Source organism: Ruegeria sp. HKCCD6119, assembly GCF_013110585.1.
Taxonomy (GTDB): domain Bacteria; phylum Pseudomonadota; class Alphaproteobacteria; order Rhodobacterales; family Rhodobacteraceae; genus Ruegeria.
In genome coordinates, this window is the sequence record NZ_WVQV01000003.1 from 118,480 (window position 1) to 132,863 (window position 14,384).

The window sequence follows — 14,384 nt, forward strand, 5'->3', positions numbered from 1 at the left end:
CGAAAACCTGCACTCTACGGTGCTTGCAGGCCTCTTGCCTCGCCCTTATATACGCCGGGACGCGCGATGGTAGTGCTGTCGCGCACATCAGATCGGGGGTGGGATGCCATAAAGGGTCCGACCCTCGGGACATCGCCTTGAAGAGAAAGGGATTGCAAAAATGGGAAAAGTAATCGGGATTGACCTGGGAACCACGAACTCCTGCGTGGCCATCATGGAAGGCTCGCAGCCGAAGGTCATCGAAAACGCCGAAGGGGCGCGGACCACGCCTTCGATCGTCGCCTTCACCGAAGATGAGCGACTGGTCGGTCAGCCTGCAAAACGTCAGGCGGTCACCAACCCCGACAACACGATTTTTGGCGTCAAACGTCTGATCGGTCGTCGCGTGGATGATGCAGAAGTCGAAAAAGACAAGAAAATGGTGCCGTATTCCATCGTGAATGGCGGCAATGGTGATGCGTGGGTTGAAGCCCGCGGTGAAAAGTATTCCCCGAGCCAGATCTCGGCCTTCACTCTGGGCAAGATGAAGGAAACCGCCGAAAGCTATCTGGGCGAAGATGTCACGCAGGCGGTTATCACCGTTCCGGCATATTTCAACGACGCCCAGCGTCAGGCCACCAAAGACGCCGGTAAAATCGCCGGTCTGGAAGTGCTGCGGATCATCAACGAACCGACAGCGGCTGCGCTGGCCTATGGTCTGGACAAGGAAGAAACCCAAACCATCGCGGTTTATGACCTGGGTGGTGGTACCTTCGACGTGACCATTTTGGAAATCGACGACGGCCTGTTCGAGGTTAAGTCGACCAACGGCGACACCTTCCTGGGTGGTGAAGACTTTGACATGCGCATCGTCAACTACTTGGCGGATGAGTTCAAAAAGGAACACGGTGTCGATCTGTCTGCCGACAAGATGGCCCTGCAGCGTCTGAAAGAAGCCGCTGAAAAAGCCAAGATCGAACTGTCCTCGACCTCGCAGACCGAGATCAACCAGCCCTTCATCTCGATGGGCGCCAACGGTCAGCCGTTGCACATGGTCATGAAACTGACCCGTGCCAAGCTGGAATCGCTGGTGTCGGACCTGATCAAGAAGTCGCTGAAACCGTGCCAGGCCGCTCTGAAAGACGCGGGTCTGTCGGCTGCTGACGTGGACGAAGTTGTTCTGGTCGGTGGTATGACCCGGATGCCGAAAGTGATCGAAGAGGTCACCAAATTCTTCGGCAAAGAGCCGCACAAGGGCGTGAACCCGGACGAAGTGGTTGCCATGGGCGCCGCCATTCAGGCCGGTGTTCTTCAGGGCGACGTCAAAGACGTGGTTCTGCTGGACGTGACCCCGCTGTCGCTGGGTATCGAAACGCTGGGTGGCGTGTTCACCCGCCTGATCGACCGCAACACCACGATCCCGACCAAGAAGTCTCAGGTCTTCTCGACCGCCGAGGACAACCAGAACGCCGTGACCATCCGCGTGTTCCAGGGTGAGCGTGAAATGGCTGCGGACAACAAGATCCTCGGTCAGTTCAACCTTGAAGACATCCCGCCGGCACCGCGCGGCATGCCTCAGATCGAGGTGACTTTTGACATCGACGCCAACGGCATCGTCTCGGTTTCGGCCAAAGACAAAGGCACTGGCAAAGAACAGAAGATCACCATCCAGGCATCGGGCGGGCTGTCCGATGAGGATATCGAAAAGATGGTCAAGGACGCCGAAGAGAACGCGGAAGCCGATAAGGAACGCCGCGAGCTGATCGAGGCGAAGAACCAGGCGGAAAGCCTCATTCATTCGACCGAAAAGTCGATGGAAGAGCATTCCGACAAGGTCGACCCGACCACGATCGAAGCCATCGAGTTGGCGATCGCCGCGCTGAAGGACGAGCTGGAAACCGAAAATGCCGACAAGATCAAGTCGGGCATCCAGAACGTCACCGAAGCCGCGATGAAGTTGGGCGAAGCCATCTATAAGGCGCAAGCCGAAGAAGGCGAAGAGGAACCTGCTGCCGCAGACGCTGCACCAGGCGACGATGACATCGTTGACGCCGAGTTCGAAGACCTCGACGACGACAAGCGTAAGTAACGGGTAACCGGGCCAGTATGGGCCGGTCCGGATGCCGGGCCGGCCTATTTACGTTGAGGCGGAAGGAAACACTGATGTCAAAACGCGACTATTACGAAGTGCTCGGCGTGTCCAAGGGCGCTTCGGCGGATGAGATCAAGAAGGGTTTTCGTAGGAAAGCCAAAGAGCTGCACCCAGACCGCAACAAGGACAACCCGGATGCCGAGGCGCAGTTCAAGGAAGCCAACGAGGCTTACGACGTGCTGCGCGATGCCGAAAAGAAGGCGGCTTACGATCGCTTTGGCCATGCTGCATTTGAAAACGGCATGGGCGGCGGTGGCCGCCCCGGTGGCGGCTTTGGCGGTCAAGGCGACTTCTCCAGTGCATTTTCGGATGTATTTGACGACCTGTTCGGTGATTTCATGGGTGGTCAAAGGGGCGGCGGCGGACGTCGCGCCGCGCGCGGCTCGGACCTGCGCTACAACCTGCGTGTGACGCTGGAACAAGCCTACTCGGGCCTGCAAAAAACCATCAACGTGCCAACGGCCGTGGCGTGTTCGTCCTGCGAAGGTACCGGGGCTGAAGGTGGCGTTGAACCCACATCCTGCCCCACCTGTTCGGGCATGGGGAAAGTGCGGGCACAACAGGGCTTCTTTACGGTGGAACGGACTTGCCCCACTTGTTCGGGACTGGGTCAGATCATCAAGAACCCCTGTAAATCCTGTCAGGGGGCCGGCAGGGTCGAAAAAGACCGCGCTTTGTCGGTGAACATTCCTGCCGGTGTCGAAACCGGAACGCGAATACGTCTGGCAGGCGAAGGTGAGGCCGGAATGCGCGGCGGCCCTCCGGGCGATCTGTATATTTTCGTCGAAGTGGCCGAGCACAAATTGTTCGAACGCGACAGCGTGAACCTCTACTGCCGCGTGCCGGTCAGCATGGCCAAGGCGGCGCTGGGCGGATCGATCGAGGTTCCGACCATCGATGGCGGTCGCGGCCGTGTTCAGATTCCGGCCGGAAGCCAGTCGGGTCGGCAAATGCGCCTGCGCGGCAAAGGCATGCCTGCGTTGCGCGGCGGTGGCGTGGGTGACATGTTCATTGAATTGGCCGTAGAAACCCCGGTCAACCTGACCAGCCGCCAGAAAGAACTTCTGCGCGAGTTTGATGATCTGGGTGAAGACAACCATCCGGAATCAAAAAGCTTTTTTTCGTCCGTCAAGTCTTTCTGGGATGGCATGAAAGGCTGAACGACCAGAAACGGGGGCTCTGCCCCCGCCGCCCTTTGGGCGACTCCCCCGGGATATTTTCAGCCAGATGAAGCAAGGGACCCTGTATTCATCTGGCGAAAAATATCCCGGAGCGCGAGGCAGAGCCTCGCATGTCACTGTCCTAAACATGCAGTTTTGGCCTTAGCAGAAAGCTGAAAGTGGCAATACATCTGGAAAATTGAGTCTTGATTCCGGCCCTCGACCCTGAGATTGTCCGCTTCAACCGTTGGGGTGCCCTTTGACAGGGCTGAGAGACGCAACCGCGTTAACCCATCGAACCTGATCCGGGCAATTCCGGCGTAGGGAACGGTCTCTTGAACACAGACGTTTTCTCTACTCCGTTGCCCATAGAAGATGGAGCAACGACATGGTGGCAATTGCCCTGACCATAGCAGGATCCGACAGTGGCGGCGGCGCGGGCATTCAGGCTGACCTGAAGGCAATGTCGGCGCTGGGTGTTTTTGGCGCAAGTGTCATCACCGCCGTTACCGCGCAGAACACGCAAGCTGTCACCGCTGTGCATGGAATTCCGCTGGATGTGATTTCCGCCCAAATCGACGCGGTTCTGAACGATCTTGACGTCAGGGCCGTTAAAATCGGCATGCTTGGGACACCTGAGATCATTCATACGGTCGCCAGGGGCCTGGCGGCGTTCGACGGTCCCGTGGTTCTTGATCCGGTTATGATTGCAAAATCCGGCGACGCTCTGTTGGAGCAAGAGGCGGTCCGGACGCTGCGCGATGTGTTGTTGCCAACGGCGACTGTTCTTACGCCGAATCTGCCTGAGGCGGCGTGCCTGCTGAACATGCCAGCGGCAGAAACGCGTGAGCTGATGGCAGAACAGGGCCGGGCATTGTGCGCCTTGGGTGCGGGTGCAGTCGTGATGAAAGGCGGACACGGGTCAGGTGATATCTGCCACGATTTGCTGATCGATCCGTCGGGTGTCATGGCCGAGTTTCAGGCCCCACGTCAGGATACGAAAAACACCCATGGAACAGGATGCACCCTGTCGTCATCCATCACCGCCGGTTTGGCCAGGGGACTGACCCTGAAGGACGCAGTTGCGCAGGCGCATGACTATCTGCAAGGGGCCATCGCGCGCGCGGATGAGTTGAATGTCGGCGCTGGGCACGGGCCGGTGCATCATTTCCACCGGGTTTGGCCCTCGTGACGCTTTGGTCTGTCATAGGGGCAGGGGTTGCCGGTCTTGCCGTTGCCAGCGAACTGGTGTCGCGCGGTGCAAAAGTGCAGATATTCGACCCCGGCGGGCCACCGGGCCCGCATGGGTGTTCATGGTGGGCCGGAGGAATGCTGGCACCTTGGTGCGAATATGAAAACGCGGAAGAACCGGTGTTGCGTCTGGGGCAGTCCGCGATGGAATGGTGGGCCCAACGCACCAAAGTGACCCAGCGGGGAACGCTTGTTGTCGCAAGTGCCCGTGATGTGCCGGACCTGCGCCGATTTGCGCGTCGAACAAAAGAGTTCACCAAGGTCGAACGGGCAGAAATATCTGAATTAGAGCCTGATCTGACGGGGTTTGGCCAAGGCCTGTTCTTCGAACGCGAAGCCCATGTTGATCCGCGTCAGGCGCTGCAAGATCTGTATCGTCAACTGCAAAGCCAGGGCGTCGTGTTCCACCGGAAGCTGGCGCCCGCCCAGTTGGAGAATGCAATTGACTGCCGTGGCCTTCACGCCCGCGAATACCTTGATGATCTGCGCGGCGTGAAGGGTGAGATGCTGGTCATACGATGCCCTGACGTGGAGCTGACGCGCCCGGTTCGTTTGCTGCACCCGCGAATGCCGCTTTATATCGTTCCGCGCGGCGGCGGCGTCTACATGCTGGGTGCGACCATGATCGAATCCGAGGATAGCAGCCGCATTACCGCCCGTTCGATGCTGGAATTGCTCAGCGCGGCCTATGCCGTGAACCCGGCTTTTGGTGAAGCCGAAGTGTTGGAGATAGGCGTCGATCTGCGCCCCGCCTTTCCCGACAACTTACCGCGCATCCGGCGTTTGGGCCGCACGATCTATGCCAACGGGCTTTATCGCCACGGATATCTGTTGGCACCGGCGCTGGCGCGGGGTGTTGCGGATCTGGCGCTGAACAACACACATTCGGAGATGGTAGATGAAGATCGTGCTTAACGGCGAGACGCGCGAGGTGCGCGCCGAAACCCTGTCGGAATTGTTGGACGAATGCGGTTTCTCGGGCCGTGTGGCCACCGCCGTGAACGAAGAATTCGTACCCTCAAGCCTGCGCGTCGCTCACAAGCTGGCCGAAGGTGACCGGGTCGAGGTCGTCGCACCGATGCAGGGGGGCTGAAGATGAAAACGTTTTACGGCACTGAACTGCCCAACTCACTGATGCTGGGCACGGCGCAATATCCAAGCCCGGCCATTCTGGAACAGGCGTTTCGCGAAAGCGGTGCAGGCGTTGCCACTGTATCCTTGCGGCGTGAAGCGGGTGCAGGCCAGACCTTTTGGAACATGATCCGCGAATTGGGAGTTCTGATCCTGCCCAATACGGCCGGTTGCCATACGGTGAAAGAGGCCGTGACGACCGCCCATATGGCCCGCGAAGTGTTCGAGACCCGATGGATCAAGCTGGAACTCATCGGACATACGGACAGTCTGCAACCGGACGTTTTCCAACTGGTAGAAGCCGCCCGCATTCTGACCGAGGATGGGTTCGAGGTGTTTCCCTACACCACCGATGACCTGATCGTGGGCGAACGCCTGTTGGAAGCAGGATGCGAGGTGCTGATGCCCTGGGGCGCACCGATCGGGTCAGGACGCGGGCTGAACAACGAATACGCCCTGCGTGCGATGCGGGCCGAATTTCCTGATATTCCCCTGGTGGTGGACGCCGGTATCGGCTTGCCCAGCCACGCGGCCCGCGCGATGGAGCTGGGCTTTGACGCGGTTCTGCTGAACACCGCTGTGGCCCGTGCCGGAGATCCGGTTCTGATGGCCAAGGCGATGGCGCAGGCTACCCTTGCCGGGCAATTGGCCCATCAGGCCGACCCGATCGAGCCGCGCGATATGGCGGAACCCTCTACTCCTGTTGTTGGAAAGGCCTTCCTGTCATGACGCTGGACCGTTTCTATCCGATCTTTGATCACTCGGACTGGCTGCGGCGGATGTTGCCGCTGGGCGTCAAGCTGGTGCAGCTGCGCATAAAGGATCAGCCAGACGATGCGGTGCGCGACCAGATCGCAGTCTCACGCGAATTGTGCCGCGACCATGGGGCGGTTCTGGTGATCAATGACTATTGGCAACACGCGATCGATCTGGGCTGCGACTGGATCCATCTGGGGCAGGAAGATCTGGACGACGCCGACCTAAAAGCCATCCGAAAAGCGGGTCTGAAACTGGGCGTTTCCACCCATGACGACGATGAGCTTGAGCGTGTGCTGGCCATGGATCCCGATTACGTGGCACTGGGCCCGGTCTACCCCACCATCCTGAAAAAGATGAAATGGCACCAGCAGGGCCTGCCCCGCGTAACGGAATGGAAGGCGCGGGTTGGTGATATTCCCTTGGTCGGTATTGGCGGCATGAGTGTCGAGCGCGCAGCCGGTGTGCTGAAGGCCGGGGCGGACATTGTCTCGGCAGTCACGGATATCACCCTGAACCCCGACCCCGAAGAACGGGTGCGCGCGTGGATCGAGGTCACACGATGAGTCGATATGCCCGCCAGACGCTTTTGCCCGAAGTCGGGGCACAGGGGCAGGCACGCTTGTCAGCGGCCCGTGTTCTGGTCGTTGGTGCGGGCGGTCTGGCTGCACCGGTTCTGCCACTTTTGACAGGGGCCGGGGTGGGGCGGATCACGGTCATGGACGGGGATACCGTCGATCTGTCGAACCTGCACCGTCAAACGTTTTTCTCCGAGGCCGATTGCGGGCAACCCAAGGCGGAAACCGCCGCCGCCCGTTGCCGCGCGCTGAATGATGACACCGATGTCATCGGTCTGAATCAGGCTCTGACCAGTGAAAATGCGCCCGGTTCGGTGTCGCAAGCCGATATCATTCTGGATTGTGCCGACAGCTACGCGGCCAGCTACATCCTGTCGGACACGTGTCTGGCGCAGGGCAAACCTTTGATCAGCGCCTCGGTGCTGGGGCTTTCGGGTTATGTGGGCGGTTTCTGCGGCGGGGGCCCATCGCTGCGCGCTGTATTTCCCGATGCACCGGACAGTGGCGCCAGCTGCGCCACTGCGGGGGTTCTGGGCCCCGTGGTTGGCGTGATCGGGGCGATGCAGGCGCAGATGGCGCTCAGCTTGATCCTTGGACTTGATCCCTCACCCCTTGGGCAGTTGGTTCAATATGACGCAAGAACCCTGCGCAGCACCGGGTTTCGCTTTGATGACGCACCCGAGCCCGGCAACTGCTTTCGCTTTCTGTCCGCAAGCCAGCTGAAGGGCACGGATCAGATCATCGAGCTGCGCAGTTCGCAGGAAGCCCCTGTTCCCATCCATTCGAACGCGACGCGCATTTCGCCGGATAATTTGCGCGAAATAGACCCTAATGGAGGAAAAAGGCTGGCTCTGTGCTGTGCCACCGGTTTGCGGGCATGGCGTGCCGCAGAACAAATTCAACCAGATTGGCCGGGCGAGATTGTCCTCGTCGCGGCCTCAACCTCGTGAAGAAAAGGGAAACGCGAGATATGAAAAAGCTGATGACAGCCATCGCCCTTCTGGCCGCCGCGCCGGCATGGGCCGAAGACAAAATGACCGTCCTGCTGGACTGGTTCATCAACCCTGACCATGGTCCTATCATCGTGGCGCAGGAAAACGGCTATTTTGCTGAACAAGGGCTTGAGGTCGAGATCGTTCCGCCCGCCGACCCGTCCGCCCCGCCCCGTTTGGTGGCTGCCGGCCAAGCCGACCTGGCGGTGTCTTACCAGCCGCAATTGCACTTGCAGATTCACGAGGGCCTGCCTCTGAAGCGTGTCGGCACATTGGTTGCAACGCCGCTGAACTGTCTTCTGGTGCTGGAAGACGGGCCGATCAAGTCGCCTGCTGACCTCAAGGGTAAAAAAATCGGCTTCTCGGTCGCGGGGGTCGAAGAAGCCATCCTTGGCACCGTTCTGGGCAAATACGATGTTGCGCTGGGCGATGTCGAGCTGATCAATGTCAACTTTTCCCTCTCGCCGTCGCTGATGACCGGTCAGGTGGACGCGGTGATTGGCGCTTATCGCAACTTCGAACTGAACCAGATGGATATCGAAGGTCGTCCCGGCACCTGCTTCTATATCGAGGAAGAGGGCGTTCCGTCTTATGATGAACTGATCTATGTCGCCAATCCGGAAACGATGGACAAGGACAAGATCGCCCGGTTCCTCGCCGCGACTGAAAAAGCGACCCAATTTATCGTCAATAATCCGGAAAAAAGCTGGGAAATCTTCGCGGCGACCTCGCCTGAACTTCAGGACGAGCTGAATGCCCGCGCCTGGGTCGATACACTGCCGCGCTTTGCGCTGCGTCCGGCAGGTTTTGATGCCGGTCGTTATGCCCGGTTCGAAACCTTCCTGAACGAAAGCGGGATGATCGACAGCGTCCTTCCGGTCAGTGACATCACCATCGACGTGACCGCGCAATGAGCAATTATGGCAAAGCCTTTGCGCTGATGCGCGATGCTGCGGCGGATCCGTGGCGGGATTACACCCGCCACGCCTTCGTAGAGGGCATGAAAGACGGAACGCTGCCACGCGAGGCGTTTCTGCACTATCTGCGGCAGGATTATGTGTTTCTGATCCACTTCTCACGTGCCTGGGCGCTGGCCGTGGTGAAATCAGAAACGCATGAAGAAATGCTTGCCGCATCGCGAACTGTGAACGGTTTGATCAGCGAAGAGATGAAACTGCATATCGGTATCTGCGCGGCGGAAGGTATCTCGCAGGCAGAGTTGTTTGCCACGCCAGAGCGACACGAGAATCTGGCCTATACCCGGTTTGTCCTGGAAGCAGGCTACAGCGGAGATCTTCTGGACCTGCTGGCGGCCCTTGTTCCTTGCGTCATGGGGTATGGTGAGATCGGTACGCGCCTGTCCGCCGAGGCAACGTCCGAGACATATCGCGGCTGGATCGACACTTATGCCGGCGAAGATTACCAAGCCGCATGTGTGGCGGTTGGCGAGTTGCTGGATCAGGCTCTAACAAGACGTATTGGGGCTGATTTTCAGGGTTCGCCACGCTGGGATCGACTGTGCCAGACCTTCCGCAAGGCGACAGAGCTTGAAGTCGACTTCTGGCAGATGGGTTTGACGCCATGACACCTGCGCCCGAACTGACCATCAACGGCACTGCCACGATCGACGGCGCGACCCTGTTTGCGCCGTTGTCCCTGACCCTAGGGGCCGGGGCGTGGACATGCCTGCTGGGCGGTTCGGGCGTGGGAAAAACCACGGTTCTGAGGTTGATTGCGGGGCTCGAGACCGGGGCTGTCTTCGCTGGACGGATCACGGCCAGTGATGGCTTGCCTGTGGCTGAGCGTGTCGCATACATGGCGCAGGATGATCTTCTTTTGCCTTGGGCAACCGTCGCGCAGAATGTCTCGCTGGGTGCGCGTCTGCGCGGGGAAAACGTTGATCTTGATCGACGTGACCGCCTGATCGAGCGTATGCGGTTGCAGGATCACATGAACAAGAAGCCCAATGCGTTGTCCGGCGGGCAACGTCAGCGTGTCGCCCTGGCCCGGACACTGATGGAAGATCGCCCCGTTGTTTTGCTGGACGAGCCCTTTTCGGCCCTTGATGCGCGCACCCGCGCTGACATGCAGGATCTGGCCGCTGAAGCATTGCACGGTCGCACCGTCCTTCTTGTGACCCATGATCCCGCAGAGGCCGCGCGTCTGGGGCAATCCATCGTGGTGATGACCGAACACGGATTGACGCAGTGCGAACCGCCCCGGGCCCAGGCCCCGCGCCGCGTGGATGATTTGGAGACATTGGAAACCCAGGGTGCCTTGCTGCGTCTTCTCCGCGAGGGCGTGGCATGAAGTATTTTTCTGCACTGGCCGCAACTTTGTTTGCCTTGCTGATCTGGCAGGGCATCGTGACCCTGACCGGGTTGCCGAAGTTCATCCTGCCCGGACCCGCCGTCGTGGCCGAAACCTGGTGGCAGAACCGCTGGGTGATCGCCGAGCATACCTGGATCACAGCGACCGAAGTGGTGATCGGTCTGGCATGCGGAACGCTGCTGGGTGTCGTCACTGCGTTGCAACTGGCGAATTCGCGGGCGGCGCGGGTCCTGGTGCAGCCGATGCTCGTGTTCACGCAGGCTCTGCCGGTATTCGCATTGGCGCCGTTGCTGACGCTATGGCTGGGCTATGGGCTGTGGTCCAAGGTCGCCATGGCGGTGTTGATCATCTATTTCCCGATCACCTCATCCTTTTTTGACGGGCTTATGCGCACCCCGTCGGGGTATCTGGATCTGGCCCGAACGATGCAGGCCAGCAAGCGCGCCGTATTGTGGCATATCCGTATTCCGGCCGCTCTGCCGTCGCTGGCGTCGGGGATGCGGCTGGCGGCGGTCTATGCCCCGATCGGAGCGGTGATCGGCGAATGGGTCGGCTCGTCGCAGGGGCTGGGCTATCTGATGCTGCTGGCCAATGGACGTGCCAAGACCGATCTCATGTTTGCCGCGATGCTGACCCTGGGCGTATTCTCGATCCTTCTGCACATGATTGTCCGCCGGGCCACGGCACGCATGGCGGGTGAGGTGCGTTAACCAATCAGAAACCGATTCTGGGTCAGGGTGCGCCCATGACACAGGACGCCTTTGCCGAAGCCCCGATGCTGTTTGATACGGACGAAGCGCCGGCGCAGCCGCTGCCCTCTGGCCGGTTACCCTCCTACATAAAAGACCACCGCAAGCGGCTGCGCGAACGGTTCAGGACCGGCGGATCGGCGGCGATGCCGGATTACGAACTGCTTGAACTGGTCCTGTTCCGATCCATTCCCCGGCAGGATGTAAAGCCACTGGCGCGGGCGCTGATGGACACTTTTGGTGATTTCAATCGTGTCCTGACCGCGCCCGAGGAACGGCTGCGCCAGATCAAGGGCGTTGGCGATACCGTGGTTACCGACCTGAAAATTCTTGAGGCCTGCGCCCACAGGATGGCCCGCGCCCGGGTGATGCAGCGGCATGTGATCTCGGGATGGGATGCGCTACTGGATTATTGCCACACCACCATGGCGCATCGTGAGATCGAACAGTTTCGCGTGTTCTATCTGGATCGCAAGAACGTAATGATCGCGGATGAGGAACAGGCCAAAGGCACCGTGGATCACGTGCCGGTTTACCCGCGCGAGGTTGCCAAACGAGCGCTGGAACTGAATGCCTCGGCCCTGATTCTGGTGCACAATCACCCGTCGGGTGATCCGACGCCCTCGCAGTCGGATATCGACATGACCAACCGTATTCAGGATGCCTGTTCGGCCTTGGGCCTGACCCTGCACGACCACCTGATCATTGGAAAATCGACCGAGTTGAGCTTTCGGTCCGAAGGGTATCTGTGAGCTTCACTGCACCCAGATTTCAACCCGGCGGTTGACCTTGCGGCCCCATTCGGTGTCGTCACAGGCCATCGGCATTGCTTCGCCAAACCCTTCCGCGACCACCTCGATACTGTCTGATATCGATGTCTCGGCTGCGGCCAGAACCGCGTTTCGTACCGTCTGTGCACGTCGCAGGGCAATGCGGGCGTTGGCGGCGGCCCCGCCATCCCCGTCGCTGAAACCGGCAAACACCAGCTTGCGCGCCTTCAATGTGCCGGCGTCAAGCATATGTGCCAGTTGCTGAATATTGGAACGTGACTGCGCATCCGGACGGGATGATCCGGGCTCGAACCGAACCGACAGGGACAGGCGCGACAGCGGGCGCAGCGTTTCGATCATGCGCTGAAGCTCGTCTAGCCCAACTTCGGGCCCTCCGGTGGCGATGGCATTGGCAAGCCGGTCGCCCTGTACGCCAACCGGCAAGGTTTCAGGCGATTGATCCACATAACCTGCGTCACGAATGGCCATCTGGGCCCCGGGGCTTAGGCTAAAGGCCAGAAATTGCCGTGCAATCCGCGGCAGGCGGCGTTCGGGCAGATACAGAAACATCGGCAGGTTCAACGGATAATCTTCGGTCTTGATCGATTGACGGGTGGCGGCCAGCGGATGCCCACACCCTCCGGTCAACGGCAGGGCTCGGGTATTGTCGGCTGTCGCTTTGCTGGCGATTCCGATGGAAAACGGGTCCTTTGCCACGGCCTTGGCCAGATCGCTCGTTCGAATATGACGGATTGCGGTATCGGTCAGTTCCACGCCAGCGGTCTTCAATACCTGATCCTCGACAGCCTGCGCCAGCCCCGATCCCGGATCCGGCACATGCAATGCGATCGGAGCATCCGGCCCGCCCAGGTCCACCCAGTTCTTCACTTCACCTGACAGAATGCGGGCCAAGTCGGCCAGCGAAATCTGACGCATCACACTATCGGATGCCACCACCGGAACCATTGCGTCCAATGCAACAACCCTGGATCGCCGGGCCCGTTTCAAATCACCCAGCCCCGCGGCATCGGCTGCATCCCGCTCTGCCTCGCGTACTTCGCGCAGGGCCATCACGATATCTGTCTGATTCCCGATCAACTTGGCGAAGCCGCGATCCGTGGTCCCGACGTCAAAGTAGAACCGCGCCAACGGGGCGTCACGGCCTGACTGAAAAAGCTCATAGACGAAGGTGTCAGAATCCACGCGGGCAGGCGTTGCGGTCAAGCCTTCCTGCTGCGCAAACCCGATGATCAGGGCGGGCAGGACCGTTTCGGCCATGACAGACGATCCGGAAAACCGCAACTCGGCTACGAAATCCGTCAGGCTGGGGCACGCAGGTCCGTCGCAGGTGACGCCCGAGCCATCAACGGTCAACTCACCGAACTGCGTATCAACGCGGTAAAATTCGCCGTCGAAGCCCAGCAGGTTGCCTGTTACTTCGACCTTGCCGTCATGAGACGTCAGTGTGATGTCTTGCGCCATTGCACAGGTCGCACCTGCAACGGTAAACAGCGCGGTCACAGCCGCACGAAAGAAAGTCATAAGAGAGTCGAGCCTGCCTGCGGATTACTTTGCCGCGATTGTCAGGTCTGAGAGCAGATTATTCAACACCAGAAACTCACCGGCCTGTGAACAATCCGGCAGGGTCAGGGACATGTCGCGCGACCGCAGGCGGCTATCTGACAGAAGTTCCAGCGCCTGCACATTCAGCGTTTGCCCGCAGTTGGATTCGGTCACTTCGGCTTCGACCGTCAGGTCGATGCTGCCGGACCGATCCGACGCGCCCGTCGGAAAGGAATATACTTCGATATTCTTGGCACGACCCAGACCCGTCTGGCCCAGGCGCAGAACCTCTCCTGCGCCATTTGCCGAGGAATCATTCCACACATGGCCGCTGTTGCCATAGCTTGCCCCGAATTCCAGCGCGTGAATCTGCAACTCGGTATCACCCTGCCATTGCAGGACGACGCGGTCATATTCGGCAATGTCGGTCACGTGAGTGGTGGCGACCGTGCCTGTTTCATCTTCGAATGAAATCAGGAAAATCGCGTATTCCGACAGTGCCGGGATGGACATGTTCAAGGCACCGGAATCGTCGGTGTTCTGGCTGACCGTCAGGCCGCTGTGATGAATTTCAACGCGTTCGTTTCGGTGGCAGGGTGCCCGCAGCGACAGGTGTGCCATGGCGCCGGGGACGGCGACGGCGCGCGCGCTGATGTTGCAATCCGTTGTTTTTGGTGCTGACGGAACTGCGCGAGGTTCGGGCGCTGCCGCCCCGAAATCTGCGTCAGGCGCCGGAGCCGAAGTCAGTACGATAGCATCCAACCCCGACAGAACCGAGGATTGCTGAGATGCCGAGGCAACATCAACACTACCCCCCGCGTTCGCAGGCTGCGCGGTTGGTCCGTTCTGCATCAGGTAGCCTATGCCCAAAGCACAAGCGACCGTGCCGCACATGGTCACGTAGTTTCGAACTACAAACAAGACACCCTCCCCAGTTGAAGGAGCAAATCGCACATTCGCCACGAATCGCGG

Annotated in this window: 15 protein-coding genes and 1 riboswitch; of the genes, 13 read left to right on the forward strand and 2 right to left on the reverse strand. The window is 59.7% G+C overall.

Going from position 1 to position 14,384, the window contains the following annotated elements; all coding sequences use genetic code 11:
- Positions 1 to 160: 160 nt before the first annotated feature.
- From dnaK to radC, 13 genes are all read left to right on the forward strand, one after another.
- A complete protein-coding gene (dnaK, locus tag GS611_RS10540; RefSeq protein ID WP_171635416.1) occupies positions 161 to 2,068 on the forward strand; it encodes a molecular chaperone DnaK in 1,908 nt (635 codons plus the stop codon).
- A 74-nt stretch (positions 2,069 to 2,142) separates the two neighbouring features.
- Positions 2,143 to 3,291 (forward strand): molecular chaperone DnaJ, encoded by a 1,149-nt coding sequence (gene dnaJ, locus GS611_RS10545; protein ID WP_171635418.1) that lies wholly within the window; start codon positions 2,143 to 2,145, stop codon positions 3,289 to 3,291.
- 238 nt (positions 3,292 to 3,529) lie between these two features.
- Positions 3,530 to 3,635: riboswitch (TPP riboswitch) on the forward strand.
- A gap of 44 nt (positions 3,636 to 3,679) precedes the next feature.
- On the forward strand, positions 3,680 to 4,483 hold the full coding sequence (thiD, locus tag GS611_RS10550; RefSeq protein WP_171635419.1) for a bifunctional hydroxymethylpyrimidine kinase/phosphomethylpyrimidine kinase: 804 nt from the start codon (positions 3,680 to 3,682) through the stop codon (positions 4,481 to 4,483).
- Entirely contained in the window at positions 4,480 to 5,457 is a 978-nt protein-coding gene (thiO, locus tag GS611_RS10555; protein ID WP_171635422.1) for a glycine oxidase ThiO, read from the forward strand. Before thiD ends, thiO begins: the two co-directional genes overlap by 4 nt.
- On the forward strand, positions 5,441 to 5,635 hold the full coding sequence (thiS, locus tag GS611_RS10560; protein WP_171635425.1) for a sulfur carrier protein ThiS: 195 nt from the start codon (positions 5,441 to 5,443) through the stop codon (positions 5,633 to 5,635). Before thiO ends, thiS begins: the two co-directional genes overlap by 17 nt.
- 2 nt (positions 5,636 to 5,637) lie before the next feature.
- Entirely contained in the window at positions 5,638 to 6,402 is a 765-nt protein-coding gene (locus GS611_RS10565) for a thiazole synthase (protein WP_171635428.1), read from the forward strand.
- Complete coding sequence (locus tag GS611_RS10570) at positions 6,399 to 6,995, forward strand: thiamine phosphate synthase (RefSeq protein WP_171635430.1); 597 nt, start codon at positions 6,399 to 6,401, stop codon at positions 6,993 to 6,995. Before GS611_RS10565 ends, GS611_RS10570 begins: the two co-directional genes overlap by 4 nt.
- Positions 6,992 to 7,957: a HesA/MoeB/ThiF family protein gene (locus GS611_RS10575; RefSeq protein ID WP_171635432.1), complete on the forward strand. Its 966-nt coding sequence runs from the start codon at positions 6,992 to 6,994 to the stop codon at positions 7,955 to 7,957. The genes GS611_RS10570 and GS611_RS10575 overlap by 4 nt, the downstream gene beginning before the upstream one ends.
- Positions 7,958 to 7,977: 20 nt before the next feature.
- Positions 7,978 to 8,913, forward strand: coding sequence for an ABC transporter substrate-binding protein (locus GS611_RS10580; RefSeq protein ID WP_171635434.1), 936 nt, complete (start codon positions 7,978 to 7,980; stop codon positions 8,911 to 8,913).
- On the forward strand, positions 8,910 to 9,584 hold the full coding sequence (tenA, locus tag GS611_RS10585; RefSeq protein ID WP_171635437.1) for a thiaminase II: 675 nt from the start codon (positions 8,910 to 8,912) through the stop codon (positions 9,582 to 9,584). The genes GS611_RS10580 and tenA overlap by 4 nt, the downstream gene beginning before the upstream one ends.
- Positions 9,581 to 10,309, forward strand: a complete 729-nt coding sequence (locus GS611_RS10590; protein WP_171635439.1) for an ABC transporter ATP-binding protein — start codon at positions 9,581 to 9,583, stop codon at positions 10,307 to 10,309. The genes tenA and GS611_RS10590 overlap by 4 nt, the downstream gene beginning before the upstream one ends.
- A complete protein-coding gene (locus GS611_RS10595; RefSeq protein WP_171635442.1) occupies positions 10,306 to 11,040 on the forward strand; it encodes an ABC transporter permease in 735 nt (244 codons plus the stop codon). Before GS611_RS10590 ends, GS611_RS10595 begins: the two co-directional genes overlap by 4 nt.
- 35 nt (positions 11,041 to 11,075) lie before the next feature.
- Complete coding sequence (gene radC / locus GS611_RS10600) at positions 11,076 to 11,831, forward strand: DNA repair protein RadC (protein WP_171635444.1); 756 nt, start codon at positions 11,076 to 11,078, stop codon at positions 11,829 to 11,831.
- 3 nt (positions 11,832 to 11,834) lie between these two features.
- Here the strand turns inward: radC and GS611_RS10605 are convergent, their stop codons facing one another.
- Positions 11,835 to 13,391, reverse strand: coding sequence for a phosphate ABC transporter substrate-binding/OmpA family protein (locus GS611_RS10605; RefSeq protein ID WP_171635446.1), 1,557 nt, complete (start codon positions 13,389 to 13,391; stop codon positions 11,835 to 11,837).
- Between the two features lie 24 nt (positions 13,392 to 13,415).
- Entirely contained in the window at positions 13,416 to 14,333 is a 918-nt protein-coding gene (locus GS611_RS10610; RefSeq protein WP_171635448.1) for a hypothetical protein, read from the reverse strand.
- Positions 14,334 to 14,384 lie beyond the last annotated feature (51 nt).